This is a genomic window from Citrobacter sp. RHBSTW-00859 (genome assembly GCF_013729795.1).
Lineage (GTDB): Bacteria > Pseudomonadota > Gammaproteobacteria > Enterobacterales > Enterobacteriaceae > Citrobacter > Citrobacter braakii.
In genome coordinates, this window is record NZ_CP056284.1 from 2,928,397 (window position 1) to 2,954,900 (window position 26,504).

A 26,504-nucleotide genomic window follows, 5' to 3' on the forward strand; every position below is an offset into this window, starting at 1 on the left:
TCATCGGCTGGGAGACCCCAAAAAAAGTTTTCTAACCTGCGGCGATATGAAGAAAGGCTAGGCGGCGGTCCTTTGGGCGCCCGGCTACAGGGATTTGACCTCCCCCTCCCCTTCATACCTGTTTATGATAATTACTATCATTTAAAGCGCTCGCGACCTGTTTTCGAGCGGTGGCAGGGCCAGCACAGGCTTTCAAGGTTCGAATCATCATCGGTACCCCCATGTGCCTTAGCCTTGATATGGTCAACGGTTGTGGCCGCGGCAGCACGTCCAGTACGCAGGCAGTTCTGACACAGATGATTATCACGCTTCAGGATGCGGGTGCGCTTGATATCCCACTTGCCGCCGTAGCCACGTTCATGGCGACTCTTACCCTGCTGATGCTGCTGCCAGCCCTCATTGCGATGCTGCTGACAGTAGCCAGAGCGATCCGTTGTCGTACCGGGACAACCTCTCTTGCGACATGCGCGAGGGATTAACGCTGGCATGGTTCAATCCTCACAGAACCGTAAAGCGTATGCCGCTTCACTTCACCGTTCTCTGTCGTCATATAACCACGCTCATCAGGAACGGCTGCGATTGCTTCTCCCTTCTCATCATCAGCAGTGAAGACATGCTTAACCTCTACACCGTCGAGATAAACGGTGTATCGTTCCTGAGCGAGATTAATTTTTCTGCCGGGATCGTCATCTAATACAGTGAGACGCATATGACCTCCTGCTATTTAAATCCCAAGAAGGCGACGGAGTTTACCGTTACTTTTGAAATCTCTTTCTACCGCCACTAAAGCCTGCTGTACACCTTCGTTAGCAGCGTTCTTCATAGCATCTCGCAAGCGCTCAACCTCTTCATTGGCTGCCAGAGCATTCCGCAGAACCTCTTCAATGTTTGCATGAATACTTATTTCATTGGTGCTGATGGTTACCTTGTTCTGCACCGGTTCATCGCGCTGGATACCAAGGTTGATGTTGTAGATATTGGTCACCGGCTGAGGTGTTTCGATTGCCGCTGCGTGGATCGCACCATTGGCGATAGTGGCGTCGTTGATGAATGGCACTCCATTGCGAATAAGTTCGAAGGAGACGGTGTCACGAATGCGCTGATCCAGCTCGTCGATTGCCTTCTGTGCAGCGGAGGTATAAATATCAACGCCAAGCGTCACCGAAGCGCAATATTGCTGCTCACCAAAGCGCGTATTGACCAGGTGTTCTACGGCAAATTTCTGCCCTTCTGATGTCAGAAAGGTAAAGTGATTTTCTTTCTGGTATTCAGTTGCTGTATGCCTGGTTTCAGCAAAACCCAGCTCGCGTAATTCAGCGGCACCAGATTTAGACGGCAGGTCACCTGACAGCAACGCGCCACGGAAAAAGAGCGCATAAAGCACTTCATTAGCAGCGCCAGATAGCGTAATAATTTTGTTACTCATGGTATTTTTCCTTTTACATGTGGATGTGTGATACGCATAAAAAAGCCTCGCAATTGCGAGGCCTGGGGTTATTTGTATCGCGACCCACTACCTGTGAATGACAAACAGCGATTTACATTTAGGGCAAAGTAACGCCTGTTGCTGGCGTACTTTCGTGGTCGAGTGTGTGGATTTATGTCCACATATCGGACACGTGACAGTCATATTGGCTACAAGCCCAACACGCTGCATTGCGTAATCGAAGAATGACATGATGGCTGACCTTTTAATGAATGTGGTTTATCATACCGCATTCCGTTCAATTATTAACCAATTACTGTCGTCCAACTAGCAAATGTGGATGCATAATGTACTCATGCTCAATAGCCAGTACATGCTTATTTTCTTTCATCTGGCGACTGCTGATTGCGAAGCTCATTGTTGGTTATTTGACTCTCTCACCGAGTCATGAATCCGCTCACACGTCATTCCAGCGCGGTAGCTTTCGTCAGCTCGTCCAGCATAATATCGAGCTTCTTCTGCAAGGCGTCCGAGCATGTCGGCGAGCAATCCTGCGTCGGCTCCGGCTGTTTTGCTTCTGACGGCAGCGGCAAGATCTGCGGTGTGCTTTGCGGCGTCCAGGCGGGTGGCAAGCTTTGTTGCTTCGGTGCGCAACTGGCTAACAGTGGCAGACAGACCAGCAGCAGTGGCAGCAGCTTTTGCCGCTTGTTGTTGTGCATCTTTCACAGCCTCATCACGGGCAATAATTCGCCCTTGTTCAATCATGCGGGCGGCGGACTGCGCGTTCGCGGTTTGCGATGATTCCACGCTGTCACGCTCTGCCCACTTCTTTTCCCAACCGCGGCTGCTCCATACGCTACCGGCGATGAATGCAACGGCCACCAGCAACGAAATAGCAATGAACTGAAAGCGCAGGTTCACTGGTCTATCCCCCAGCACGTCAGCGCGCTTTCCTGGTCTCGTCGTTCTACCTGGCCATAGCAGCCATTTTTCTGGCCTTTGGTCAGACGACAGTCGCGGCCACCGTCTTTAACCCACCAGCGAATCGCCTCACATGCGCCTTTACGGTCGCCAGCATTTATTCGCTTATAGAACGTAGACGGGAAACATTTCCCGGGGCCAATGTTGTAAGGGCAGAAAGAAGCGATACCAGCTTTCTGCGGCTCGGTCAGCGGAACTTTTATATTTCGCTCAACCCACGCCAGTGCCTTATCACGCTCAATGGCGTTTACCTGAGCGCATTTTTCAGCAGACAGCTTCATGCCCTGAACTACTGGCTTGCCATCAACCATCGTGGCGCCACGGCAAATAGTCCAGAGTCCACCGCCGTCGCGATACGCCGTCAGACTATTACCCTCTTTCTCATCCAAAAACTGATCGAGAATCACGGGCGCGGAAGCCCCGGCAAGAATCAAACCAACGACCGCTGCGCTCAGCTTATTCCTCAGCTTTGGTGGCATACCCATTGCGCCGATCCTCCCGTTCTTTCCAGCGGAAATACCAGTTCACTGCACAAGTGATAACAGTGCATGCGATACCGACAATAATTGCCCAGTCGCTCAGGCTTAACCCTGCAATTCTGTCGGCCAACATCCAGGATACCTCTTTTGCTGTTTTAGCTGTTTCGGCGTATGCCTTCGCTGATACACCGCAGCCGGCAAGCGTGGTTCCTGATCCATATGAAAGTCTGCTGTAAATGGTGCTCATTCTGGTCATAGCCTCACCTCCGATTCTTCGGATGGCGCTGTGTGTGATGAAAGGGTCAGGCTTCACGGGCTGGATTTATCAACAAAGCACGCAGTGAGTGATACCCGTGAGCCTGAAATGAAAAAGCCCCGCATAATTGCGAGGCCTTATTTTCTTGTGGACGATTATGGATCGACGATATGACAGGGGTACTGTGCCGTAGCACGTTCGCGAATACCCCTGTCGTATCGCCGGAAAGCAAAAACCCCGCGCTGGCGGGGTTCTCGTTATATTCAAATTGTTCGCTTTTCGTCGCTGCCATCGTGGCGCAGCTCTGCCAAGCATGAATTGATTATTCACTTTTCTGACGCGTTTTCAAGTTCACCAGCAAAAATAAGCATTTTTTGCTAATTAGATGTCAGGTATTCAAAGATCCATCAGCCTCCTGGCCAGTTCCTCTTTTGGCATGACCAACCATCCTCTGGCCCGCAGGAGTGTTAATGCTTCTTCTACAGTAATCAGCGTTCCAGCTCTGTGCTGATTGATAAACGCAACTTTATCATCTCGTATGGCCAGCAGGATATCGATGTTAAGTGGACCATATCCAACAGCAGGCAGATCTGATTTTTTATGCGTGCTGAAATAATGATCTTCCAGTTTCTCGAAAACTTCCCATGCCTGATCGGTTTCGAGCATCTTTGCGTGGCGGGCGGCGCCGCGCTCTGTCCAGAGGATAAGGGAACGGGTGTGTTTTGCAACTGAGTGACTTAAAGTCACCCTGTCGCTATCAACAGAGTATCTTTGAGATACTCTGTCCTTAAATGCTTTTAAGTCAGATCCTTTCAGATGGAAGAAATGTTTCCCTTCAATAAAACGATCATCATTTCGTTTGTGATTCTGACGAATGCGAATAGCTTCCGTGCCATAAACCTGAGCCAATAACTCAGTTGTAATAACTGCAATCTGGTTATGAGTAATAGGGGAAAGGTTTTCTGCATTTATTCGAGTAGTCATAGTGACTTCCTCCGGTAGATGATTAAACTCACCACGACTGACGCCAATCAGGGGTGGTGAACTGTGCAGGGTTGGCGTAACCGGTCTACCTTCCGGCGAGCCTCTCGGCTCCCCCACACAGCCCACCATAATGCGAAGATGTGACTATGCAAGCGACAATAAAAAACACGCTCGCGGCGTGTCGTTGTCGCGGTAGTATTCCAGGACGCCAATCCCGACGCCAGATTTTGCTGGCGCAGCGAGAATATAGCCCCGGATCCTGATTTCTGTCAATCAACTATCCCCAGCTTGCATCTGATTACGCACAGCTAGGAATGTTTTTGCTCTGAATATTTCCAGGCACCAACGCACGCGTTCTCGCGCAGCTCTGTCAGTTAACCACGGGGCAATCATTTTCAGTTCCCGGGCGATATCTGCGATTTTTTTTCGGGTGGTGTAATACTGAAGACCAACAACATAAACCGGATCGTTTATATCCAGCGCCTGCAGCACGCAGTGCTCAACAAAATCGACATCATCATTATGCAGGGCTTCGTCAATTACACTGGCAGGTGACTGCGGCCAGAGAATGCTGTGTGCCCTGTTCATTGCCTGCTGTCCACGGAATCCCTCTTCTCTCGCCTGATTCAACGCAGCAGTGAAACGCTCAAGCGCCTTATCTGACCAGTTCCGTCCCTTAAGCACATTCCAGCACGCATGGCCCCGCGGCATACGAGGTGCTGTTTTTCCTCCCACACCCTCGCCCCATGTAGTGAGCAGGGATTTAATCCATCCGGACTGAATCCCCGTCAGAAGAATGCATTTACCAAGCCAGCTTTTACGCGGCGCAGCTGCTGCTTTTTCAAATGCTGACTGCTGTAGTCTGCGTTGGCGTGGCGTCATGCTTTTAGCTCCTCAATAATAATTCTCCCTGTTTCACCCCATAATTTTGATACCCGTGCATCCCATATATGAGCATCATTTTCGTAAATAGCGTCCATCAGGCCTTTCATCATGTTGTCGAAATCAGGTTTAACCTGGTGCGGTTTACCATTGAACTCAGCCCGTTTCTTTTTGCTCCAGCTCGCTGGCATCGGAAGGATGAAGGTGACATGCGAACCACTTTCCGGCAGCTCAATACCCTGCAGACGAACTTCATCACAGAAAGCCCGGTAACGCAGAACCTCGGGGCGCTTTTTCCATTTGTCAGCGCGGGTCATCCTGGGCTTACCGACTGGCATGATTTTATATTCAGGCATGAGCCGATTCCCCCAACTCGTAGAGAACCTGCACGAGCAACTCTGTTTCAGTGCCGAATTTGTTTTCCCAGGACTGGCGCCCGGCATGAATGGCCACACCATGACCACCGGTACGATGATGGGTATGACAGAGAGGAATTACGTGAAAATTATCTGCGCGAACAGACATCCCGGTACCGGAGCTGCAATGATGGATTTCAGCGGGGGTATCTCCCAGCCCTTCGTTGCGGCAGACAATACAATGCAAATCGGCAACGCGGGATAAATGGAGTTTTTCAGCTTTATTTTTTGATCTGCTCATGCTGCACCGCCAGCACGAACAAAGACACCGCTCACGAAGGAACGGTATGATTGGGATATTTCAGTTTTATGCGCCATCGTGATTTCCCGTTTGGCGCAGTGTTACTCAGAGGGTTGTTCAGACCCGTATTCGAGTATAACCCAACTTATCAGACATCTGAAACAGGAAGGCCAGCTTTCTTTCTTGCTTCTTCCAGTGCCCGCAAAGACGTAACAAATTCATCTTTGCGCAGCATGAATCCCCTTTCTGCCCTGCCCTTTACGACATAAATCAGAACCGGGCCAGTATGCTCCGGCAGTCCGGGAATTAAATCATCCGGAATTTGCATGAGATGCCCCTTGCGGTGATATCCACACCGTTAAGCCAACGGAAATTGCCTCTTAACAGTAGCGCGGCGCGCAACGAGAAATTTAGCAATCAGGCGTAACAAATGGCGGTCAATGCCGCCTGAGAGGATTGATCAACTGAAAAACCAGTCGTCGGCGCTTTCCCATGTTTCCTGGAGGATTTCTTCCACCTTCGTTTTATCGCCCTTGTCGCCACCGAAAACTGTCAGGCTATCGCCGCCAGCCCTGCGGATAACCAGAGAACAATTTTCATATTGATTCTGAAGTCGTTTAAGCAACTCTTTCTCAAGTGCGGGTATGGCGCCACGCGGCAGGTCTTTTGATTTGTTGATGGTAAGTTCTATCTTCATAATTCCCTCTACATCAATATACTGTACATTCATACAGTATACCTATTGAAGCTCATATTCAAGTGGTTAATAGCACTTTTCGCCAAAGCCATACCGTTGTATACACTGGGTTTTTCCTAGCATTCAGAACTTATTGATTCAGAAGGGTAACGCAGAATAGGCAAGAAAAAACCCGCCGTAGCGGGTTATTCATTTGATATGATTCGTATGTACTTCGATGTTGCTATGAGAGTCTGAACCGGATTCGTTCTTGTCGAGCATAAAGAGCGTGAGTCGTATTCGCGTGACCAGTGGCAGAGCCAATTTTCCAAATCATCTACCGAATAATCTTTACGAGCTATGCCCTCAGCAATAATGACAACCTCATCTCCAGGTGCCGTGAGTTCATAGCCATTCAGCAGCAGAAAAACGTAACCAGCCATTATGGCGGTGCGCTTGTTAGCATTCGCAAAGGGATGGTTCTGAATAAGACTCTCGATCAGAACAGCAGACAGGCGAAACATGTCGTCTGTCTGCTCATAATATCTGATTGTGCTTGGTCTTGATTGAGATGAACTGAGATTATTCTGATTAAGAACACCTACAGGTTCATTTGGAGTCTGAGTCTCGATAAGAGCTTTATTGATGTAAACAATATCTTCAAGCGAAAGATAGTTAACCCCTTCAACGTGCTCTGTCATCCGTAATCACTCAGACTTTAGAAAGATCTTCCATTGCCTTTTCATATCGAGCAAAACCAAACTCAAAGGCATTTTTTACCTGATCAGTATGTGAACATGTTTCGCTGATCGCTGCACGAGGTTTCGCCACCGTAGATTTGTCACGAGGCGGAATGTACAAGCGATCTGCCTTTTTTAATGCGTGACCCATGATTTTCCCCTCATGCACGTCTGGCAGTGCTTTATCAACTTAAAGGATGTAAAGTACATCCAAAGAAATCATAGCCACTGAAGACTATTCAGGGCTATTGAAGTCTATTTAATACCATCGGTAATACTTGAGCAATCGGCGAACGCTAAAGAAGTCGTCACGTTCGCCGACGTTCTGAAAGACGCGTATTCACGTTCCATACACGTTCGCCGATTTTCAACCTTTAGTTGTGTGATGTAGATAGACGATACACGCATAACAAGCAGCAATGACGAATATGTTAATTTTGCAGAGATAGCACTTTTTGCACAAAATCATAACGTGTTGGTTGTGCCACTTTCCTTTTATTGCTGTAGTATTCGCCCCCCACGATATGGGGCATGCTTTTTGAGCAGTTACAAAGGCAAATATTCATCGTTAACAACTCACTTATGTGAACATAGTTATCATCTAGGCTCATGCAGCCTGACCTCTTCTGTCACACAACTCCGGTAGGTTTGCCCGCACCAATGCTTCAGCGAACGGCGGTGGCACCGCGTTACCGCAGCGGGCAACCTGCTTATCCTTCGCGTACTTCTTGCCCCGATAGTCCTGGTCGATGATGTACCACTCCGGGAAGCCCTGCGCGCGGTATAGCTCGTGCGGTTGCAGCATACGCATGCCAATATCAACTATGCGGTAAGTTATGCCGTCAACTGTCACCAGCCCGTCGCAATCCTCACCGCAGTATTTGCGCAGGAACGTCAGTGTTTGCTGCGCGCGGTGTTCGTCGTATTCATCGACCGCAAGAGTTGTTTTTACCTCGCCAACGTGCTGGCCACCAGCGGTGACCGTTGGCATGGGTACATCAAGGCGTTGCCCGTCGCGGCATGTTCCGCGCAATTTCACCAGGTGTGAGGCAACAACTGCATGGTGGTCGACAGTAGTCACTGAGTGCGCGGGTTCATCCATACCGACGCCCGGCCCGGAGTAATTCCCACCGTAATGCTTCGCCAGGAATGCGCTCACCGTCGCGAACTTATTGCCGCCAGCAGTAACGGTACCCAGCGGATTGTCTAGTTGCAGCACGCGCGGTTCCTGCCCGGGGCGCTCGCCATATCCCATCTGAATCAGCGTCGGCGTCACCAGTTGTGATTTGCCACCACCGCCCGCTGTGATAGTCGCGCTTGGCTCGTCGGCCCGGTGGCCGACGCTGGCACCGAACTGCCGGGCGATAACCGGCGCAACCAGACAGGCGCAGGATTGCTTCAGAATGGTATGAGCAGGTTTATCCAGCGGGCGCTGTTTAGCCTGGTATTCAATGCCGCCGTTGCCAGCCAGGAACGGGGTCAGCGCGGCTTCTACCAAACCAAGAGCATGCCCATTCCCGCCAGGGCGTTTTGATGTGCCAGCGGTAACCGTCGGTACCGGTTCGGTAACGGGCTGGCCGGTTGCACCAGTGCGAAACTTTGTCAGGTGCGGTACGGCTAACGCATAACCGTGGGTTTTAGTAATGGTTTGCAAAGGCTCGCCCAGCGCCTGACCACGGAAACAGTCGTAACTCGTTTTGGTGCTGGTGTGATTGCATTTCACAATGAACGGCGACGCACTGTCGATAACAAAGCGCTGTATGCCGCGCGCGATCCGCTTCAGGGTATTTTCTGCCAGCGGCTTTTTGCGCCCGAATATCGATGGGGCCGGAATTGACCAGTCGATACACTCCGCAGCTGTACGCCATGGCGCAAGCCTGCCCGATTGAACCGCAGGAGATTTCGGATCTCCGTGTGTTGGTTCTGGCCACACAATCGGCTTCCCATCGCGACGCATGACCATGAAGAAACGTTTTCTGATTGTCGGTGCGCCATAGTCGCAGGCGCGCAGTTCGCGATACTCCACAACATAGCCCAGACCTTTAACCAGCCGTGCGGCATCCTCGCTATCAAGCGAAATATTCAGAAACTCACAACATTCAGCCAGCGCCGGATGTGATGCAGAAATACCTGTCGTCAGCATTGCGACAAAGGCGTTAAAGGTCTCCCCCATACGCGCCGGGTCAGGACGCTGTTCAACTGGTTCAGGTGGTCCGATAAATTCATCAAGGAAGCGATCCGCGTGACTGATGAATGGCAATTCGCGTAATAATGGCCCCCACGTTTTAAACTCTTCGACGTTCTCCAGTTTCATTACCCGCGGCTCCACATCAAGCCCCCAGCGCAGTACAACCCAGGCCAGTCCGCGGATCGCTTTCTCGACAGGTTTAGCGCCTTTAGCTTTAGAAAAGTGGCGGCAATCAGGAGAAAACCACGCCAGCGCCACCGGACGACCCGCGGTAGCTACCTTTGGGCGAACCTCATACACAGACTCGCAGTAGTGCAATGTATCAGGGTGGTTCGTTGTGTGCATCGCCACGGCGTTCTCGTCATGGTTAATTGCTATATCAACACTACGACCGATCGCCATTTCAATACCGGTTGATGCACCGCCACCACCAGCAAAATTATCGACAATGATTTCTCTCACGCGTATTTCCCCATCGCGCATGCCAGCGAACGGGCCGCTGTAACAATTGACGGTACCGGCATTTTCTCCAGCCACATGCGGTTGATGTGATGCTTAAGGCGGCGCTGCTGATGTGGCGGGAGCGCCTCAACGTTTTCAACCTGAGAAAAAACCATTTTTACCTCGGCTGGCCATACAGTATCAGGAACATCAACCAGCAACAGATCCTCGAGTTCAGCAATCCGTTTAGTTGCGTATTGCAGGCGTAACCCCATCATTTTTCTCCCTGCTGCTGATCCGCTTTGATATGCAGGCGCGGCTCACCATCTTTCGGTTCAGGCCATTCGCGCTCTTTGTTAACCGCCAGCTTTTCTACCATCGCTAGGGTAATCTGCTCATCACTGATACCGGCACGTCGTTGCGCATCCCATAACAAGAACTGCATGTCAGCCCATTCGCTAAGGTCGCCTGGCTCAGCAGCAGCCTCAAGCGCTTCTTTGGAAAGATGCTTAAGTGGACCAACAGGACCTACGTCACCGAAAGTAGCCTGTGACCATTCGGTGTGGGCGCTGCGAACTTGTTCACGTTCGCTATCAGCTTTGCGGCGTTCCTGTAGCTCGCTTGCAGCTGCACCACACAACATAAGCAGGTCAGCCATATTTTTTGCCTCTTTCTCTGGTCGCTGGCGGTAAAACGATAAAGCGCTCATGATCCTTAATTGCAGCATTACGACCTGCTCGTTTGTTAATTCGCTATTGTTCATACATTCCACTCCCTACCGCATGACCGACAGGTAATGACACCATCCTCATTATCGAGAGCACCGTGACAGCACTTATTTTTCTCAGCATCGAGTGAGGCCAGCGCTATACGCGCCAGCTCTTCCGCTTCTTCTGCTGGCAGCACAATGTTGCTACCAGGTCCATATGTTTCGCGCCACGATTGGATTTTTAGAAGGCGTTCTCTGGTAATAGTGCTCATTGCACAGCCTCTCTGCTAACTTTTTCGACCAGTTCAACCCACTGTGGCGCCAGCTTTTTTTCTGCCTGCGCGCGGCTGCCCGCTGGACCGTTCAAATTCACACGGTAATGATCATATGGGCATTTCAATCCGCCCCAAACCCAACCCATATGATTAGGCTTCAACGCGTATTCAGGCATGTTTCCGCACTCAGGACAGCGTGGTAACTCAGACTGTTTCATTGCGCCAGCTCCTGCATCAGCGCACCGTGTTTGCGAATGCTGCGAACGGCTTCCCGAAGTTTTTCCAGGTTGGCCAGCTTCGCTTTTGTGCGCCGAATTTCACTTGAGATACCGCGTACCGTTGGGATCAGCAGATCATCAGGACGGCTGACGAAAGCGGGGATTTCCTCGACAATTTCAGTGACGGATTTTTCTGGTACCGGTGGAGTTGATATCTCCGGTTCCCGTTGTGCAGAGCTTTTGTTTTTCACTGGTCCAGCAGCCGGCACCGAATAAACAAACTTGCTGCCCACTTTTTCGCGAATGATCCGCCCTTTTGTCATGTGGTGGGTCAGCATTGGTGCCACACGTTTTGACTCAATACCTGCCAGTGTTGCCAGCTCCAGAGATGTCTGTGGTCCATGTTCCGCCAGTAATGCGATGACGTCGCTGACTGATACACTTGCCGGTGTTTTGCTGACAGAACTGGCCGCCGTGGGCTGTGATTTAACTTCCCCGATAGCAACTTTCCAGTACCCGTTAGCCTGAACAACCTCGTTACGCTCTTCGTGTTCACGTAGCATCCCGATCACCGCCGCAGGCTCAATTTTCATGCGCGCCGCAATTTCACGGGCAGTCGCTTTTTCCATCGCTTTCAGTACGTCTAAAATGGTTTCCATAACATTCTCCAGGTTAAATTAAGCCAGCCGCTTTACGGCGTTTGTATTCTTCAAGCAGCTGCTGCGCGGGTGTCGGTCCTGCCGGATGGCGTGGCGCCGCAATCTGTTTTCTTACCGGAGGGATCTGTTTGCCGTCCTCCAGGTGTTTTTCCCACTTCGCCAGTTGGTCCGCTGCCAGTCTCTCCAGCTCGGGTTGAGTCATTTGTCGCTCAACACCGGTTCGGCGAAGTTCAGTGCAAATCTGGTACAGGACCGGATTACATTCGCGGGCAATGAAATATTCCTCAGTGCTGGCGTAACGGTAAGATTCGTTGCGCCAGTTCCTGTATTCCGCCATAACGTCAGAAACCTTCAGTCCAAGCTTCCCACCCTCACAGTCAGCCACCAGCGTCACGAACTCAGCCAGGTCAGGTGGCCATGAATTACCCGCTGCACAGCGAGCAACCATCGCGTTACAGACGCTCGTCATCCGGTCGCTGGTCAAATTCCCAATCTGAGCAATCCATAGGTCCGACGGAGCCGATCCGTTTTTGGTTTCCCACCGGCTGGAGTAAATTTCCAGCATGAGAACCCAGAACTTCCACGCCTTCTCCTCGAGCGCGGAGTTGTGCAGCGCGTGCTGCGCGTGCTCGCTGTACAGCTGCGTTTGCTGTGGAGTTTGGATCCAGTCCTGCATGTGAGTTACCTCGCGGTTTCGTGGGTTTGGCCTGTTGCAGGTGGCGGGCAAATTTCTGCTCCCACTGCGACTGGTAAAAAACTTTGTTCTCTGGTTGCCAGTAGGCAATGAAGCTGTTCAGCTCGGCTCTGAGGTTCAGTCCATTCGGAATCGTTATGCCCCAGAATCCAACGCGCTGGCGGAAGTCAGCCGACGGTTTCCAGTCAATGGTCATTGGGACCTTCCCAAATGACTCTCCGGCGGGAAAATTCATACCAGGTTGTCCAGGGTATTCAGGAACCGGGTTGTTATTAACTGGTTCGACCTCTCCACCTAGCGTGTTATGTGTGGGGTTTAATGACGGATCAGGTTTTAATGACGGATCGGGGTCAATTTTTGGGGGGGTTAAATCGCTGTTTTCACCAATTTTTGACCCCTCAATTTTTGACGGGTCAAAATCTGCCCCCTTACTATCCTCTTTTAAGGGGCCATTATTTGACGGGTCAAAAATTGACGCCTTATCTTCCTGTCCTGCTGGCAGGCAACGGGAACCTTTCTTTTTGGCTCTCACTTCCCGTATTTTTTTACGCCCCTCTGCTGCCGCTTCTTCCAGTTTTGCGATATCAATCTGATAAACATTTGTCAGATTTCTTCCGCCCAGCTTGCGTTCTGTTTTTTTAATCCAGCCGCCTTTAACAAGCTCAGCTAACGCAGTTTTTATTGTCGTATCGCTTTTAGCGCCGATCTCAATCCTGAGCGTCTCAATCGCTGGCCACGATACGCCGTCAGCATTGCTGTAATCAGCTAGGCGGGCCATAAGCGCAACGCGGGAAATTCCCAATCCAGCAGGAGCGCATCCTTCCCAAACAAGACCGTGTAATTTGCTGCTCACGACTGCACCTTTCTAAATTTCAAATCAAACTCTCTCCGGCCTGTCTCGCAGATGTCCTGATAACCTTCGTATCGGTACATAACCCGAAGATGAGAAACTCTCATTACCGTCACCATGCGTCCGCGTTCGTTGCGATATTTCATCCCCGGAATCAGTTCAGCGCTGCGATCGACTGTCTCCGCCGGTACTTTGTGCTTCATCGCATTTTTCATGCGGGCTACTAATTCCTGGGCAAGCATGGGAGCCTCCTGTTACGCCGCACGCGGACCAATATGGTTGAACTGGATGCTGACGCCGGGAATGAGATCGGCCAGCGCCTGAATTGCCTCTGCCGTTTCTTTGCGGATAACCTGCATGGGCTTACCAGTCAGCACCGCGCTGGTCGCCTCGATGCACTCGCGGTTCGCAATGGCCACCAGGTTATGTAAGTCATGTTGGCCAGCCAGCTCTGCATCCATCGCAGCCCTGATTGCTGGTGCCAGCGCAGCTGCCTGACCACGATAGTTCGGCGTGTCATTTCGAAATGCCCGCTGGATTATCTGCGTATTGTTATGCAGGCGACGCGCATACTCTGACGGATCAACGACATCCGCCAGGCTGTCCAGCAAATCACCGTAGTGATGCGAGGTAATCAGCGGGACAATCTTTTTCCAGCCCCCTTTCCTGCCATCCTTCATCGCCCACTCTTCCAGCTCGATAGCCAGCAATTTGATCTCGTTGATTTTCATCAATCAGATTCCTTCTTGGTTGTGCAGGTATTCTGTTTACCAAGGCGTTTGGCCTGGCGGTAACGGTCATAAACGTCTTTGTCGTAATGGAGAGCGCCATTTGAGGCATCTGCGAGACGCTGAGCACAGCGCTCGGGAACAAGTTCTTTCCACTGGCTTACAGCAGAGCGGTCGACGCCAGCAGCATGTGCCACTTGAGTGTTTGTGCCGAAAAATTTCACGGCATCAATTTTGTACATTAAGCAACCTCGTTTGTTGAGTTTATTTAACAAGGTTATTTGGTGAGAATTCTTTAGTCAAGAAGAATTAAGATATCTAAACATGAATAGTGAAACTTTAGGCCGTCGAGTATTACGTCGACGCAAAGACGTTGGGTTAACGCAGCGAGATCTTGGAAAAGCTCTCGGGATATCGCACGCCACTATTTCACTATGGGAAAGTGACAACACAGAGCCTTCAGGTAAGAACCTGCATGCACTTGCTAAGGTGTTACAGTGCAGCCCTACTTGGATTTTGTTTGGTGATGAAGACCAGACTCCGCCAGAACCAGTCTCAATTGAAGAGCAGAGAACTTTAAGCGCTGATGAACAAGAGATGCTTGAGCTCTATCGATCTTTGCCAGAATCAGAGCAACTAGCTCAAATTCAAAATCTCCGGGCTCGAGTTGAAAACTTCAACCAGCTCTTCGAAGAACTCCTAAAAGCCCGCAAACGAACAGAGAAAAAATAATCATTTTCAGTAAGTTATCTTCTTACGCTCCTTTTGTTGAGTTTTATCACCAAAAATAGCTTGCCAAACTTGGTTAGTAATCTTAACCTTATCTCATCAAGTAACCACACGCAGTGATTACTCAGAATCAAAATGTTCCGCTTACCCTAGCGATACAGGGGAAACAGATTTTAAGTTTTAAACGCTAAACAGGTGTCTTCGGGAGGGGTAACAGAGGCGCGGTCTGATTAACCGCAACTCGTAGTCAAATTCCTATAGCTGGTGGCGATACCCAAGCCGGAATACCGAAAACCAGTAGGAGTGTTAGGGAACAGGGTCAATCCCCCCCTTAGCACCCCGCCCGAAGATACCTACCACCGCGCCTGATGTGGTTAAAAGCAGGCCAAAGCAATAAGAAGTAGAACCCTGTTCTGGCGGCCCGGTGTTTTCCCGTAATAGTCCGGTTACCGCCAGCTTTTTTCAGGGAATATCAGCCGGTCATGGTAAGCATCTCGCAGGATCCTTACCGGGACTGGAAGAGTTACCACTTGGAGACGGTCCTTATAAATGTCCTGGACAGTGGCGCTTTGGTCGCGATAACAACCACTCCAGTTGATCCTGGGAGTTATCAGGTCAGTGAGATGCCAGCACTCTCGACGGCAGTGACGGCAGTGACGGCGGGAAGTAGACCGCTGACGGCTGGGAAAGACCAGCACGCAACGATGAGAGCATTGACGAGCAAGGCATAAGTGCTGGTTCGATTCCAGACAGTCCCATTCGGTTGGGAGGGTTGGGCAGGGAAAGGTTCGTTCGATTCGGACACCGGCAGTGCTCTTTTCGTTGTGTTGTAGCTTAATTGGTAGAGCGCCTCCTGAAGGAGGAGTTGAGCACTAACCAAGGATCATAACCTGGGTTATCTCATGCGGCTGGCCAGACGTTATCCGGGTTCGAGTCCCGGCAGCACAACTCACAACATGAAAGTGCACTCCTTCACTTACCAGTTATGGGTGACAGGTGTGAAACAGGCGGAGTGCGCTTGCAGATGTGATTAGTTGCTGTGTGTGCCGCGTGGTCTTTGCCCATCACCCACGATGGGCACCTTTTTTACCGGAGGGTTTATGAGAAATTTACAGCCAGTTATACCGGACGGGGATCCTGATGTGGAAAGCTCAGTAAGTAATTTTATTCACCAGTTAACCGTTCCTGCGTTTCGCGACCACCTGACAACTGAACTTGAAGCACTGTACGAACAACAGAAGGCTGCTCTTGATCACACTGAACATCTACTCAGGATGGTGCGTGCCAATGGTTAAATTTACCAGCGAAGATATTGCCCAACGTACAGCTGAAGCTGAATATAAAAAGGCTGTGGCTGATATAACCGGCGTTCAAAAATATAAAGATGAGGCGGTGCTAGATATGTGCTTCATCAAAGTAATGACCAAAATAGTTAACGACCAGAGGGTTAATATTAGCGAGTTTTTACGCTGAGATTTTATTTACCCCCTTCGATAACTTCAAACAATTAAGAGAGTTTTTATTTATGCCTTAACTGGCAGGGCTAACTATATCCATCAATGACTGTCCTGTCATAGCCAGCTATGCAGGGAGGGTAAGTGACACTTGAGTGCTGTCCGTATTGCAAAAAATGGAGTTCTGATGACTCCATGTATAAATCAACAAAAAGAATGCATAAGAGAGTAGTGACTGCTTATTTCTGTAGCCTTGAGCATGCTATCTCCTACAAACAAATTCATGAACCGCGGCGCTGCAATTTAAGCAGAAGCAATGCGCGCCATTCACATAAACATTATTGAGGTTATTATGACAACTGGATTAAAAAAATTTGGCGGGAGATTCGAACCGAAAAAAAGCGCGCTTGAAAAAGATAGTACGCTTCCGGTTTATGTTGCTTTTAAACAAGCCAAGAATAAAACAATAGCAAAAACATTACTGCATGCAGATTTTATACAGTTCGCGCCAGATTATGCTGATGATTATTTTGCTCCCAAGGTATGGGAAGTAGAGGAGGGAATGTTCTGCACTGTTGAAGGGCAGTTCTATACCGACCTCTTCACTGGTGAAATTGTCTGGAATGCTGAGAAAGGCGAACCAGAGCGCATCATAGTTGAGCCAGAGCTTGCTGATAGAAATGAACAACTTAATGCTGACGCGACAGAAGAAAAAATGAAACCAGTGAAAGAGCTGGATGTGCTGGCCCGCGCATACTGCCTTGCGGTGTTTGGTGCCATTGATGAAATCACCCCTTCTCAGTATGGCCAGTTAATCGACATGCTGAATGATGATGAATTTAGCCCTTTACGTGAACAGGCAGAGGGTCTTGCCAAAGAACCCCGCATTCTTGCCATGCTTCCTGAAAAACAGACCGAATGCCTGGCCTGGGTGCGTCAGAAGGCGCGCGACAATGCTAAATGGCCAGACTATAAAAACCTGTTTACCCAATGGGCTGATACCCCGCCCGATAAACGCGAGCCAGAAAAGTGTGTTCAGACTGGCACCAGGAGCAGTGACAAGCCGACCATGAGCGAACTTGCTACCAGACTGCGCTATCGCACAGCCATGGGAAAATTATCCCGATCCATGGATTTCGACGTGTGCAGCCCTCCAGTTGGCATTGAAATGCGCATCAATACCATGCTGTGCAGTAAAGATGTCGAGATTGATGACTGGTGTGCGCCATTTTCACGTACACCGGGTATTCATGATTATCACCCGGCTTCCATCGTGGCCATCATCAAAACCGCTGATGAAAAACTTCATATTTACCCCGGCGAACTTCGCCAATACATCGATAACTGCATTGCGGGTTTTGACTGCGTTAATCCACCACCGCTGGTCATTGATATCGCCTGTGGCCGCACATTAGCACCACTGCCACAAAAAAATGATGGAGCAAAATCTGATGGTAAAACCGAACAGACGTTACAGGACGAAAATTTACCACCAGCAGTCTGCCCGGCTCGCGCTGCAGAACTCGACAGGGAACTGGATGCAGCATTTGCCAATAGCGCCTCAAATGAGGGTGAAAAAACGGAAGTAACCGAACAGGAAGACGATCGCCCACTTCTGGATGATCATGAAATTGAGATTGCCCACGCGCTGAACGACCTGCTTTCGGGACGTACTGACATTATGGGCAAGGAAGAAGCGGAAGGCGTTGTGGCATGTACTGGCCATATTATCGCTGACGTTCTTCCTCTGCTGATCATCGATATCGCAACAACTGAATTTTGCCTGTCCCCTAATTTCAACGATGAAGAAATTCACGATGTCGCAACGACAATTCTTGATAGCTGGTCTGATGATGCTGCCTCGCGTCAGAAGATCGCCCTCGATGCGATAGTGGAATATCGCCGACCAGTGCCACCAAAACCGATAGTGATGGATCCACCATCTGTCACCGCCAAACCGAAGAAAGAACCTGAACTGCCTGTTTCCGCACCGAGTAGCGATTTCACCAATGGTGAACCGTTTACCACCCTGACCTATCGCCAGCAACTGACGCTCGCAGCTCTGCAGGGGATGTGTGCAAACCCGGCATACCGCGGCGATTTTGACGAATTGCCGCACATGGCCGCAGCGTTGGCCGCTGGGGTTATAAGTGCGGAGGCGGAGCAGTGACAGAGAACTTAACCGGCGATGAAGCCCTGATTCGCTCTCTGCACGTCTGTGATGACGGGCGAGACTGGACAGCAAGACTCGTGTGGATGATGGGGGATCGTAAGCGTATTAGCGAACATGCCCATTCTTTACCGCCAGCACTACCACAAATCGTAAAGCCAACGATAAGGCCGAAAGTCAGGAAAAAGCGGCGCCGGGTTAAACCAGCGGTAAACCTGACTGATTTTTGACAATCAACCTGCGCCTGCTGCGTCACGTATGATCGCAGCTGGCTATCGAGGTGCATATGAAACTTTTATCACTCGAGCGCTGGGCTGAAGAACGCTATGAAGAGCCTCCGCAGATAGGAACCCTCAGAAAATGGGCGCGTAACGGTAATATTTACCCGCCTCCGGAAAAAGAGGGAACAGAGTACAAAGTCAGGCCCGATGCCATTTTTATCAGGCCAAATAAATACTGTAAGACTGTTAACTCAAATCAGAGCAGATACCCGTTAAAAGGGCGATTGATAGAGAGGATTATCGATGGCGAGGCCGGACAAGTATGACGCTAATTTGCCTAAGAATCTGACCTATCGTAAAGCCAGGAAGTCATATTCCTGGCGCAATCCCGTCGACGGAAAAGAGATATCTCTGGGTAAGATTTCGCGCAGGGAAGCGATCGCCCAGGCCATCGAAGCAAATCACTACATCGATAAAAATTACACTCCAATCGCCCTACTCGAACAACTGAAAGGTACTAATGAATACACCATGGCCAACTGGCTCGATCGGTACGAAATTATCCTGCAGCGACGCAAGCTGGCGGCCAATACTTACAAAGTTCGTGCCGGGCAGCTGGCGACCATTAGAGAATACTTTGGCGTAATGATACTGGCCAACATAACCACCCGCGATGTGGCCGAGTTTATTGAACGCTGGACGGAGTGCGGCAAAACAACAATGGCAGGAACCATGCGATCAGTACTGTCTGATGTTTTCCGTGAGGCCGTTGTGGAAGGGCGTGTTGATTCCAATCCCGTTGACCCAACTCGAGCACCGAAAATTAAAGTGCTGCGCGAGCGCCTGGAATATGAAATGTTTATGGCCGTTCGTGCTGGTGCAGAGCGAATGCCAGCATGGTTCGGCCTGGCGATGGATCTCGCCCTGGTTACCGGTCAGCGACGTGAGGACGTCGCCCGGATGCGCTTCAGTGACATTAAAGATGACCGACTGTACATCGAACAACAAAAAACCGGGTCTTGCCTGGCTATCCCTCTTTCACTGACATTGAAAGCATCCGGCCTGAGACTGTCGACCGTCATCGATCGCTGCCGGCTTGTCAGTCGATGCGATTTCTTGATAAGCCCCGGGATCAGAAAAAACAGTGAAGACGGAAGCATAAACCTGGACAGTCTGACAAAAGGTTTTGTGAAAGCACGAAATTTTTCTGGTTTAAAGTTTTCAGAAAACCCACCTTCATTTCATGAAATTCGGAGTCTGGCGGGAAGGATGTATGAGAAGGAGTTCGGGAAGGATTTTGCGCAAAAACTGCTGGGGCACAAGTCAGAAAAAATGACGGAGAAGTATCTTGATACGAGAAAAAAAGAGTATGTGCTGATCTAATTTTTCTTCGTAAATGAATTGTGAATGTTAAAAATGGTGTGGTATAACGAATAAAGACCGAATATTAGAATTCGGACAAATTTCGGACATTTTCGGACATGGAGTCCTAAGTGACTGAAATTAAAGCCCGATAAAAAGAGACCGAATACGATTCCTGTATTCGGTCCAGGGAAATGGCTCTTGGGAGAGAGCCGTGCGCTAAAAGTTGGCATTAATGCAGGCTAAGTTACCCTGCCATTTAAGAATAGATGACAGCGCCAGGTTTTCCAGTCCGCGACTAAAGTGGCCTGAAAAAAAGGACGATTGTCACACATCCAAACGTAAAAACCGCAAGTTCTCCTGAGAGAGCCTTGCGGTTTTTTATTGGAAATCAGAACGCTACATCTGACAATTAGCAGAGCTTTTCTGCACGCTCCACAAACGGTGCGAGGCTCATTTTTTCGCCCGGTTTCGCCGGGTCGTCAATCTGGATAATCTCGATTGGCTTCGCCGTAGTTTTCCCACTATCTACCTGCTGTCTGGCAACATCATTCAATGGGTATTGCACCAGCGTACTGGGATTGATGACATACAGCGCGTTACCCGGACGGCAGGTCAGCATCACCTCTTCCCGATTAAACGCCCACTTATCCTTGCCAACCTCAAAACGGCTGACGGTGATGACCTGTGGCGCAGCCAGCGCGGCCCCTGAACTTGCCAGTAGTAATAACGAGATAATGATTTTTTTCATGCGTTTTGCCAATCCATCAATCAGAAAGGTTCGAGGGTGGCAAACAGGCTGACAATCGCCAGCACAACGGCCCCAATTCCCCATTCCAGCTTAGTCATCCAAACAAAATAGAGTGTCATACTGCGGTTATCCTGCCGCATGCGTGGTACCAGAACATACCGATTCACCAGCGCAATCGCCACCATTAGCATCACCAGAGCACCTTTTAACAAAAGCAGTTGCCCGTAAGCCATGTGCCAGGGAACAGAAAAACCAACAATAAACAGCGCATTCAGGATGCCGGTAAGTAAAACTCCGATAACGAAAAGATGCCCGTAGCGAGAGAAACGCATCATAGTATTGATGGCCTGTTCCCGCCAGCGACCTTGCGCCATTTGCATACAGTAAAGTACGGGCAGCAAACCGCCGAACCAGGCGGCTGCGCATACCAAATGCAAGGCGTGGTTAACCTGCTGGATTGCCCCTGCGATACCGCTATGCAGCGTCGCGTGTCCGACGCCAGCCAGCAAAATAAACTGCGCAATCGTCAGCATTAACAGCAGTCGCGGCATGCTGCGCGGTACTATAATTACCACCACCAGCGTGACCAGCGCGAGGATAATCTGCCATAACCAGACGCCGCCAAACTGCGTTTGCAACACGGCACCCCATATGTCACTAGAAATAACATCCCGCCAGCCTGAGCCCATTAAACCACCCTGGATCGCCAGCATCAGCGTCGCGCTAATAAAGCTCCACGCTGCGGCATGTCGTTGCAGACGCAAAAAACGACGCATCATTAAACGACGAACCGAAACGGGAGCCAACCATGCGCCGTAGAGCGCACAGCCAAAGACCAGCATCAACGTGGTAAAATGGATAAACCGTAGTGCAACCCAGGTAAATTCCAGCATCGGTTATTTCACGCTAAAGGTATATTGCCCCTTTGTCTTATGACCATCCACGGAGACGACGTGCCAGTCGACAGTATATTTTCCGGCCTCAAGCGTTTGAGCAAGTGGAATAATCAGTTGTGTTTTGTCCTGTTCACTGCGTGATGCCTTGCCCGTTTTGATCTGTTCTTTGTTTGGGCCTGTCAGCGTTGCGCCGCTGAATCCCGGCTCGACACCTTCTGAGAAATTCAGCGTCAACGCCTGAGGAGATACCGCAACATCGGCATTAGCCGCCGGGCTTTGTTTTGTCAGGTGAGCATGAGCCAGGGCGGCGGGAGTTGCCAGAACGCTGGCGAGTACGATGAGAGCGTTACGAAGCATAGATGCAGATGAAGCCATTTCAACTATTCCTTTTTGTTATGTCTAATCTATAGAGAATAACCTTCTACAATGATCGAGTCGAGAATCATCATTTCGGTCTTGCCATTAATGCACACTCTTAGTAACTTTGCGCGCCGAAAGACAGAGAAAAGGAGAAGCCCATGAACATCAATCTGGCCAAACTTGAGCAAGCTGAAATGGATAAGGTCAATGTTGACCTGGCCGCGGCGGGTGTCGCATTTAAAGAGCGATACAACATGCCGGTTGTTGCCGAAGTCGTTGAGCGTGAACAGCCCGAACATTTACGCGACTGGTTTCGGGAAAGACTGATCGCACATCGTCTGGCATCCGTTTCCCTTTCACGTTTACCCTACGAGCCTAAAGTTAAATAAAACTTATATTACGTTACGATTCCTTACATGATGCCTGCTACAGTATAAGTATATTCTTAATCTATACTTTAAAGATGGTTGTAGACACTATGAAAAGGAAATCATTATGTCACACTGGAAAATCGCAGCAGCACAGTACGAACCTCTTCAGACCTCAGTTACCGAACATGTCGCGCATCACCTGCAATTCATTCAGGCAGCCGCTCAATGCCAATGTGAATTGCTGGTTTTCCCCTCCCTTTCCCTGTTGGGTTGTATTGATGAGAATGACGCGCTCCCTGCCCCACCCGATGAAGCGTTGTTAGAACCTATCGCGCATGCAGCCGTGACTTATCGCATGACGATTATTGCGGGGCTATCGGTAGAACATAACAATCGGTTCGTAAAAGGTATCGCGCTTTTCTCTCCCTGGATGACCTCCCCCTTAATGTTTCATCAGAGCCACGGGGCCTGTATCGCCAGACAGCAAAATGCCATCAGCGTTGTGGATAGCCAGCCGGAAGGTATCGATATCGACCCGGCGTACTCGCTATTCACCAGCAGTCAGTCTGTCAGTGAGCCCGAATTGCTCTCCTCCACATCTCGTCTACAGAGTTTCTCGCATAAATTTGCCATTGCGGTATTAATGGCAAATGCGCGTGGCAGCAGCGCGTTATGGGATGAGCAAGGTCGATTGATTGTTCGCGCAGACAGCGGTTCCTTACTCTTAACCGGTCAACGCACGCCACGGGGTTGGCAAGGTGATATCATTCCTTTACGCTAATCGTTTTGGGTCAGGAGCATGGCATGTTGCGCATAATAGATACAGAAACCTGTGGTCTGCAGGGAGGCATTGTTGAGATTGCTTCTGTCGATGTGGTTGACGGAAAAATAGTCAATCCCATGAGCCACCTGGTGCGTCCTGACCGCCCCATCAGCCCTCAGGCGATGGCAATTCATCGCATTACGGAAGCGATGGTGGCCGATAAGCCGTGGATTGAAGATGTCATCCCACAATATTACGGCAGCGAATGGTACGTGGCGCACAATGCAAGTTTTGATCGCCGCGTATTACCCGACATGCCCGGGGAGTGGATTTGCACCATGAAACTCTCCCGTCGTTTGTGGCCAGGAATCAAATACAGCAACATGGCGCTGTATAAATCGCGCAAGCTGAGCGTGCAGACGCCAGCTGGCCTGCATCATCACCGTGCCCTGTACGACTGCTACATCACCGCGGCACTGCTGATCGACATCATACAAACGTCAGGCTGGTCAGCAGAACAGATGGTCGATATTACCGGCCGTCCTGCGTTACTTACTACTTTCACTTTCGGCAAGTACCGCGGAAAACCTGTATCAGAAGTGGCTGAACGCGATCCGGGCTATCTGCGCTGGTTATTTAATAACCTCGACAGTATGAGCCCGGAGCTGCGCTTAACGCTGAAGCACTATCTGGATAACGCCTGAGCAGACGCATACCCAGGCAGAGTCCCCTGCGCCAGTCCGATCAAAAACGCGTATTCCAGGGCCACGCCTTCGTATGATTTAAAACGCCCGGATTTTCCGCCATGCCCGGAATCCATATCCGTGCAGAGTAACAGCAGACGATCGTCCGTTTTCAGCTCACGCAGTTTTGCCACCCATTTTGCCGGTTCCCAGTATTGCACCTGGGAGTCGTGTAATCCCGTCGTAACCAGCAGATGAGGATAAGCCTGCGCTGTAACATTGTCATACGGGCTGTAGCTTTTCATGTGGGTGTAATACTCTTCGTCCTGCGGATTCCCCCACTCTTCAAACTCACCGGTCGTCAGGGGAATGGACTCATCCAGCATCGTGGTCACCACATCGACAAAAGGCACCTGCGCAATAACGCCATGGAAGAGTTCCGGGCGCTCATTAATGGCAACACCCATTAACATTCCTCCGGCGCTCCCCCCCATGCCATAACACAGCGAAGGCGCGCCATAACCCATTTTTAGCAGCGCGTCGCAGACGTCGAGGTAGTCATTGAAGGTATTTTTCTTGAGCAGAAACTTACCGTCTTCGTACCACTGCTGTCCTAACTCGCCGCCGCCACGCACATGAGCAATGGCATAAACAAAGCCGCGATCCAGTAAGCTCAAGCGGCTGCTGCTGAAATCGGCGTCCATGCTGGCGCCATACGAGCCATAGCCGTAGACCAGTAACGGGTTTTTCCCTTTCAGGAAATACTTTTGATGGTAAACCAGCGAAACCGGAACCTCGGTGCCATCACGCGCGGTGATCCAGACGTGTTCGCTACGGTAGTTCGCCGCATCAAATCCTGGGACCTCCGTCTGTTTGAGTACGCGACGCTCTCCGGTGTCCATATCCAGTTCAAACAGCGTGTCCGGTGTGGTCATGGAGGAATAGCCATAACGCAGGCGCGATGTCTCAGGTTCTGGATTATAGGCAAGCCATGTCACATACGCCGGATCATCAAAAGCGATACCGACCACTTCGCGCGTTTTACGATTAATCTGTCGCAGGCTGGTTAAGCCCCGCTGACGCTCTTCCACCACCAGCCAGTCTGTGAACAGCGTAAAGCCCTCCAACATGACGCTGTCGCGCGGCGGGATCAGCGTCTCCCAGGCTTGTTCATCACGCACACGGGTACGGTACAGACCGAAATTTTTACCCTGCCGGTTGGAACGCAGATAAAACGTATGCTGATAGTGATCGAGACTGTACTCGTGATCTTTGCGTCGCGCTAAAAAGACTAACGGCTCGGCATCCGCCAGTTCTGCGTCAAGCAGCAAAACCTCACTGGTGGTCGCGCTGGCGATATGAATAACCACATAATGTAACGAGGTGGTTTTATGTAGACTGACATAAAACATGTCATCGGCTTCTTCATACACCAGCACATCCATTGATGACGGCGAGCCGACGGTATGCCGCCACACTTGATACGGGAGCAGCGTCGTTGCGTGTTTGCGCACATAATAGAATGTTTGCGAGTCATTCGCCCAGACCAGATCCGCTTCAACGTTTTCCAGCACTTCCGGATACCAGTTACCGCTTTGCAGATTGCGAAAACGCACGCCATATTGCCGACGAGAGAGATAATCTTCGGCCAACGCCATGATGGTGTTATCCGGAGATATCGCCAGTCCCCCCAGCGTATAAAACTCACTGTGGGCCGCGCGCTGGTTACCATCCAGCAAGGTGTCCCATTCATCCCACTCTTCACTGAAGGCAGACTGACGTTGATAAATGGCATATTCGCACCCCGGCTCATAAATATGCCGGTAGCGATAACCATTCTTCACATAGGGGGCGGAAGCATCCTGAGGCGGGATACGGTCGATAATCTCTTTCAGGACGCGATCCTGCAATGCCTGCTGCGAGGCCATAATCTGGCGGCCATACGCATTTTCTTGTTGCAGATAATCCAACACTTCTGGCTGCGAGCGGGTGTCATCTCGCAGCCAGTAATAATTATCAACACAGGTATCGCCATGATTCGTCATGGCGTGGGGGATACGAGAAGCTTTTGGTAGCATGTCATTGTTCTTTTGCTTAAACATCCTATAAGGGTGGCAAAAGACAGCAATGATGCAAGCGAAACATGCGCCTTAACGGTAAGTAATTAACCCGGTAAAGCCTGTTTTTGTTCCTTGAGATCCTGTTCAATGCCTTCACGAACATCCTGCGGGATCTTCAACGCATCGCCCAGCGCGTTCAGATAGCTACGCTCCATAAAGTGGTCGATATCAATCGCCGCACAGCTCAGGAAGTATATTTCCAGCGCCTCTTCTTCGTTGCGGATCCCTTGTGCCAGGCGCTGAGGATCTAACGGTTGTTCAATGGCGCGTTCGATCAGAACACGGCCCTGCTCTTCCACGCCTGCTTCACGGAGCTGCTGCTCAATGGCGGTACGTTCTTTGTCATCAATATGACCATCGCTTTTCGCCGCAAAAACCAGCGCCAGGATAAGTCGTTCGGTTCGCTCATCCAGCGGCGAGCTTTGTGCACCGAACTGCGGCTCACCCTGATGCGCCGCGCGAACCTTATCCTTGTATTTGTTCCATAACACGGTACCGGCAACCGCACCGCCGCCCACCAGAAGCGCGCTGGTGCCGTATTTACTCAGTAATTTACGTGAAGATTTGTTGGCAACCAGTAATCCTGCCAGACCGCCTAACGCGCCGGGAACCAGAAGTTTACTCAGCCCTTGCTCACCAGAAGATGACGCGGAAGATCCTTTTTGCCCAAGAAGAGATTGAAGTTGATTCAGCCAGTTAGCCATGTTGCCCCTCAAGTACAGACGAATAATCATCAAAGCGTACCCGAGGGGATGTCAGGAAGTGTTCAGGTCATCAAAAG

At 50.4% G+C, this 26,504-nt stretch carries 39 protein-coding genes, 1 tRNA gene and 1 pseudogene; 11 read left to right on the plus strand and 30 right to left on the minus strand.

The genetic code is table 11. The annotated features are described in order from the left end of the window. Positions 1–137: 137 nt before the first annotated feature. The 25 genes and pseudogenes from HV302_RS14680 to HV302_RS14795 all read right to left on the minus strand — a co-directional run bounded on the left by HV302_RS14680 (position 138) and on the right by HV302_RS14795 (position 14,085). Positions 138–488, minus strand: coding sequence for an HNH endonuclease (locus HV302_RS14680; protein WP_181626134.1), 351 nt, complete (start codon positions 486–488; stop codon positions 138–140). Further along, a complete protein-coding gene (locus tag HV302_RS14685) occupies positions 476–709 on the minus strand; it encodes a hypothetical protein (RefSeq protein WP_181626136.1) in 234 nt (77 codons plus the stop codon). Before HV302_RS14685 ends, HV302_RS14680 begins: the two co-directional genes overlap by 13 nt. A gap of 15 nt (positions 710–724) precedes the next feature. After that, positions 725–1,426: a Fur-regulated protein gene (locus HV302_RS28325; RefSeq protein ID WP_224774996.1), complete on the minus strand. Its 702-nt coding sequence runs from the start codon at positions 1,424–1,426 to the stop codon at positions 725–727. An 87-nt stretch (positions 1,427–1,513) separates the two neighbouring features. Further along, positions 1,514–1,678, minus strand: coding sequence for a YnfU family zinc-binding protein (locus HV302_RS28035; protein ID WP_213077861.1), 165 nt, complete (start codon positions 1,676–1,678; stop codon positions 1,514–1,516). A gap of 162 nt (positions 1,679–1,840) precedes the next feature. Then, entirely contained in the window at positions 1,841–2,347 is a 507-nt protein-coding gene (locus tag HV302_RS14695) for a DUF2514 domain-containing protein (RefSeq protein WP_103848996.1), read from the minus strand. Continuing rightward, positions 2,344–2,892, minus strand: coding sequence for a lysozyme (locus HV302_RS14700; protein WP_103848997.1), 549 nt, complete (start codon positions 2,890–2,892; stop codon positions 2,344–2,346). The genes HV302_RS14695 and HV302_RS14700 overlap by 4 nt, the downstream gene beginning before the upstream one ends. Further along, positions 2,864–3,142: a phage holin gene (locus HV302_RS14705; RefSeq protein ID WP_016150433.1), complete on the minus strand. Its 279-nt coding sequence runs from the start codon at positions 3,140–3,142 to the stop codon at positions 2,864–2,866. The genes HV302_RS14700 and HV302_RS14705 overlap by 29 nt, the downstream gene beginning before the upstream one ends. 396 nt (positions 3,143–3,538) lie before the next feature. Then, positions 3,539–4,126, minus strand: a complete 588-nt coding sequence (locus HV302_RS14710; protein ID WP_181626138.1) for an ORF6N domain-containing protein — start codon at positions 4,124–4,126, stop codon at positions 3,539–3,541. Between the two features lie 273 nt (positions 4,127–4,399). Beyond that, complete coding sequence (locus HV302_RS14715; protein ID WP_181626140.1) at positions 4,400–5,008, minus strand: hypothetical protein; 609 nt, start codon at positions 5,006–5,008, stop codon at positions 4,400–4,402. Further along, entirely contained in the window at positions 5,005–5,364 is a 360-nt protein-coding gene (locus tag HV302_RS14720) for a RusA family crossover junction endodeoxyribonuclease (RefSeq protein WP_103848999.1), read from the minus strand. The genes HV302_RS14715 and HV302_RS14720 overlap by 4 nt, the downstream gene beginning before the upstream one ends. Further along, positions 5,357–5,665 carry a Ref family recombination enhancement nuclease gene (locus HV302_RS14725; protein WP_181626143.1) on the minus strand — a complete coding sequence of 103 codons (309 nt, stop codon included), beginning with the start codon at positions 5,663–5,665 and terminating at the stop codon, positions 5,357–5,359. The genes HV302_RS14720 and HV302_RS14725 overlap by 8 nt, the downstream gene beginning before the upstream one ends. A 148-nt stretch (positions 5,666–5,813) precedes the next feature. Next, a complete protein-coding gene (locus HV302_RS14730; RefSeq protein ID WP_181626146.1) occupies positions 5,814–5,993 on the minus strand; it encodes a hypothetical protein in 180 nt (59 codons plus the stop codon). 132 nt (positions 5,994–6,125) lie between these two features. After that, positions 6,126–6,362, minus strand: a complete 237-nt coding sequence (locus HV302_RS14735; protein WP_181627466.1) for a DinI-like family protein — start codon at positions 6,360–6,362, stop codon at positions 6,126–6,128. A gap of 185 nt (positions 6,363–6,547) precedes the next feature. Continuing rightward, positions 6,548–7,042: a type II toxin-antitoxin system death-on-curing family toxin gene (locus HV302_RS14740; RefSeq protein WP_181626148.1), complete on the minus strand. Its 495-nt coding sequence runs from the start codon at positions 7,040–7,042 to the stop codon at positions 6,548–6,550. A gap of 10 nt (positions 7,043–7,052) precedes the next feature. Then, positions 7,053–7,232 carry a hypothetical protein gene (locus tag HV302_RS14745; protein ID WP_181626152.1) on the minus strand — a complete coding sequence of 60 codons (180 nt, stop codon included), beginning with the start codon at positions 7,230–7,232 and terminating at the stop codon, positions 7,053–7,055. Between the two features lie 456 nt (positions 7,233–7,688). Beyond that, positions 7,689–9,752 (minus strand): DNA cytosine methyltransferase, encoded by a 2,064-nt coding sequence (locus tag HV302_RS14750; protein ID WP_181626155.1) that lies wholly within the window; start codon positions 9,750–9,752, stop codon positions 7,689–7,691. Next, entirely contained in the window at positions 9,728–9,985 is a 258-nt protein-coding gene (locus HV302_RS14755) for a hypothetical protein (RefSeq protein WP_181627468.1), read from the minus strand. Before HV302_RS14755 ends, HV302_RS14750 begins: the two co-directional genes overlap by 25 nt. Before the next feature lie 26 nt (positions 9,986–10,011). Beyond that, a pseudogene (locus HV302_RS14760) lies at positions 10,012–10,305 on the minus strand (dATP/dGTP pyrophosphohydrolase domain-containing protein); the annotation flags it as partial. A 164-nt stretch (positions 10,306–10,469) separates the two neighbouring features. Beyond that, entirely contained in the window at positions 10,470–10,691 is a 222-nt protein-coding gene (locus HV302_RS14765; protein WP_181627498.1) for a hypothetical protein, read from the minus strand. Between the two features lie 217 nt (positions 10,692–10,908). Beyond that, positions 10,909–11,571, minus strand: coding sequence for a DUF1627 domain-containing protein (locus tag HV302_RS14770; protein ID WP_181626159.1), 663 nt, complete (start codon positions 11,569–11,571; stop codon positions 10,909–10,911). Positions 11,572–11,584: 13 nt separating this feature from the next. Beyond that, the gene (locus tag HV302_RS14775; RefSeq protein WP_220131616.1) at positions 11,585–12,040 is read right to left on the minus strand and encodes a replication protein P; all 456 of its coding nucleotides are present in this window, start codon (positions 12,038–12,040) and stop codon (positions 11,585–11,587) included. Beyond that, a complete protein-coding gene (locus tag HV302_RS14780; protein WP_181626166.1) occupies positions 12,024–13,118 on the minus strand; it encodes a DnaT-like ssDNA-binding domain-containing protein in 1,095 nt (364 codons plus the stop codon). The genes HV302_RS14775 and HV302_RS14780 overlap by 17 nt, the downstream gene beginning before the upstream one ends. Continuing rightward, complete coding sequence (locus HV302_RS14785) at positions 13,115–13,357, minus strand: DUF4222 domain-containing protein (RefSeq protein WP_181626168.1); 243 nt, start codon at positions 13,355–13,357, stop codon at positions 13,115–13,117. Before HV302_RS14785 ends, HV302_RS14780 begins: the two co-directional genes overlap by 4 nt. 12 nt (positions 13,358–13,369) lie before the next feature. Beyond that, positions 13,370–13,846, minus strand: coding sequence for a toxin YdaT family protein (locus HV302_RS14790; RefSeq protein WP_181626170.1), 477 nt, complete (start codon positions 13,844–13,846; stop codon positions 13,370–13,372). Beyond that, positions 13,846–14,085, minus strand: a complete 240-nt coding sequence (locus HV302_RS14795) for a Cro/CI family transcriptional regulator (protein ID WP_080625018.1) — start codon at positions 14,083–14,085, stop codon at positions 13,846–13,848. The genes HV302_RS14790 and HV302_RS14795 overlap by 1 nt, the downstream gene beginning before the upstream one ends. Positions 14,086–14,167: 82 nt before the next feature. Here HV302_RS14795 and HV302_RS14800 point away from each other — a divergent pair, with 82 nt between their 5' ends. From HV302_RS14800 to HV302_RS14835, 8 genes are all read left to right on the plus strand, one after another. Beyond that, positions 14,168–14,575: a helix-turn-helix domain-containing protein gene (locus tag HV302_RS14800; RefSeq protein ID WP_181626173.1), complete on the plus strand. Its 408-nt coding sequence runs from the start codon at positions 14,168–14,170 to the stop codon at positions 14,573–14,575. 820 nt (positions 14,576–15,395) lie between these two features. Continuing rightward, positions 15,396–15,520: transfer RNA gene (locus HV302_RS14805), tRNA-Leu, on the plus strand. A 152-nt stretch (positions 15,521–15,672) separates the two neighbouring features. Continuing rightward, positions 15,673–15,867: a hypothetical protein gene (locus tag HV302_RS14810; protein ID WP_181626175.1), complete on the plus strand. Its 195-nt coding sequence runs from the start codon at positions 15,673–15,675 to the stop codon at positions 15,865–15,867. After that, entirely contained in the window at positions 15,860–16,045 is a 186-nt protein-coding gene (locus tag HV302_RS14815; RefSeq protein ID WP_044711810.1) for a hypothetical protein, read from the plus strand. Before HV302_RS14810 ends, HV302_RS14815 begins: the two co-directional genes overlap by 8 nt. Before the next feature lie 333 nt (positions 16,046–16,378). Then, positions 16,379–18,196, plus strand: coding sequence for a hypothetical protein (locus tag HV302_RS14820; RefSeq protein ID WP_181626177.1), 1,818 nt, complete (start codon positions 16,379–16,381; stop codon positions 18,194–18,196). Continuing rightward, on the plus strand, positions 18,193–18,426 hold the full coding sequence (locus tag HV302_RS14825) for a hypothetical protein (RefSeq protein WP_181626179.1): 234 nt from the start codon (positions 18,193–18,195) through the stop codon (positions 18,424–18,426). The genes HV302_RS14820 and HV302_RS14825 overlap by 4 nt, the downstream gene beginning before the upstream one ends. A gap of 56 nt (positions 18,427–18,482) precedes the next feature. Further along, on the plus strand, positions 18,483–18,743 hold the full coding sequence (locus HV302_RS14830) for an excisionase (protein WP_181626181.1): 261 nt from the start codon (positions 18,483–18,485) through the stop codon (positions 18,741–18,743). Continuing rightward, the gene (locus tag HV302_RS14835) at positions 18,721–19,800 is read left to right on the plus strand and encodes a tyrosine-type recombinase/integrase (RefSeq protein ID WP_181626183.1); all 1,080 of its coding nucleotides are present in this window, start codon (positions 18,721–18,723) and stop codon (positions 19,798–19,800) included. Before HV302_RS14830 ends, HV302_RS14835 begins: the two co-directional genes overlap by 23 nt. A gap of 391 nt (positions 19,801–20,191) precedes the next feature. Here the strand turns inward: HV302_RS14835 and HV302_RS14840 are convergent, their stop codons facing one another. Genes HV302_RS14840 through yobA form a run of 3 tightly spaced genes read right to left on the minus strand, consistent with a single transcriptional unit; the run spans position 20,192 to position 21,801 of the window. Next, positions 20,192–20,530: a YebY family protein gene (locus tag HV302_RS14840; protein ID WP_181626185.1), complete on the minus strand. Its 339-nt coding sequence runs from the start codon at positions 20,528–20,530 to the stop codon at positions 20,192–20,194. A 20-nt stretch (positions 20,531–20,550) separates the two neighbouring features. After that, positions 20,551–21,423, minus strand: coding sequence for a copper homeostasis membrane protein CopD (gene copD, locus HV302_RS14845; protein ID WP_053389206.1), 873 nt, complete (start codon positions 21,421–21,423; stop codon positions 20,551–20,553). A 3-nt stretch (positions 21,424–21,426) separates the two neighbouring features. Beyond that, complete coding sequence (gene yobA / locus HV302_RS14850; RefSeq protein WP_046276426.1) at positions 21,427–21,801, minus strand: CopC domain-containing protein YobA; 375 nt, start codon at positions 21,799–21,801, stop codon at positions 21,427–21,429. 143 nt (positions 21,802–21,944) lie between these two features. Here yobA and HV302_RS14855 point away from each other — a divergent pair, with 143 nt between their 5' ends. From HV302_RS14855 to exoX, 3 genes are all read left to right on the plus strand, one after another. Then, the gene (locus tag HV302_RS14855) at positions 21,945–22,175 is read left to right on the plus strand and encodes a DNA polymerase III subunit theta (RefSeq protein ID WP_003034925.1); all 231 of its coding nucleotides are present in this window, start codon (positions 21,945–21,947) and stop codon (positions 22,173–22,175) included. 106 nt (positions 22,176–22,281) lie between these two features. Continuing rightward, entirely contained in the window at positions 22,282–22,938 is a 657-nt protein-coding gene (locus HV302_RS14860; protein ID WP_181626188.1) for a carbon-nitrogen hydrolase family protein, read from the plus strand. Between the two features lie 23 nt (positions 22,939–22,961). Further along, on the plus strand, positions 22,962–23,624 hold the full coding sequence (gene exoX, locus HV302_RS14865) for an exodeoxyribonuclease X (RefSeq protein ID WP_016152773.1): 663 nt from the start codon (positions 22,962–22,964) through the stop codon (positions 23,622–23,624). Here the strand turns inward: exoX and ptrB are convergent. Both ptrB and HV302_RS14875 read right to left on the minus strand, forming a co-directional pair. Beyond that, positions 23,606–25,681, minus strand: coding sequence for an oligopeptidase B (gene ptrB / locus HV302_RS14870; protein WP_181626198.1), 2,076 nt, complete (start codon positions 25,679–25,681; stop codon positions 23,606–23,608). The genes exoX and ptrB overlap by 19 nt on opposite strands. Positions 25,682–25,767: 86 nt before the next feature. After that, positions 25,768–26,427, minus strand: a complete 660-nt coding sequence (locus HV302_RS14875; protein WP_131348360.1) for a tellurite resistance TerB family protein — start codon at positions 26,425–26,427, stop codon at positions 25,768–25,770. Positions 26,428–26,504 lie beyond the last annotated feature (77 nt).